Origin of the sequence: Herbaspirillum autotrophicum (genome assembly GCF_001189915.1) — a bacterium.
Taxonomy (GTDB): Bacteria; Pseudomonadota; Gammaproteobacteria; order Burkholderiales; family Burkholderiaceae_D; genus Herbaspirillum; species Herbaspirillum autotrophicum.
The window spans coordinates 1-240 of the sequence record NZ_LFLS01000096.1 but is presented as its reverse complement, the minus strand read 5'-3'; the positions used below and the strand labels follow the sequence as shown (position 1 = coordinate 240).

Genomic DNA, 240 nt, shown 5'->3' with positions numbered 1-240 from the left:
AACGCTGAATACGGCGAGTACGTGACAGGTCCGCGCATCATCAACGAAGAAAGCAAGAACGTGATGCGTCAGGTGTTGAAAGACATCCAGACCGGTGAATACGCCAAGAGCTTCATTCTGGAAAACAAGGCCGGCGCACCGACTTTGCTGTCGCGTCGTCGTATCAATGCTGAACACCAGATCGAAATCGTGGGCGAGAAACTGCGTGCCATGATGCCTTGGATCAAAGCGAACAAACTG

The 240-nt window shown here is 52.1% G+C and carries 1 pseudogene; it reads left to right on the top strand.

Going from position 1 to position 240, the window contains the following annotated elements:
- A pseudogene (locus AKL27_RS26950) lies at nt 1-240 on the top strand (ketol-acid reductoisomerase); the annotation flags it as partial.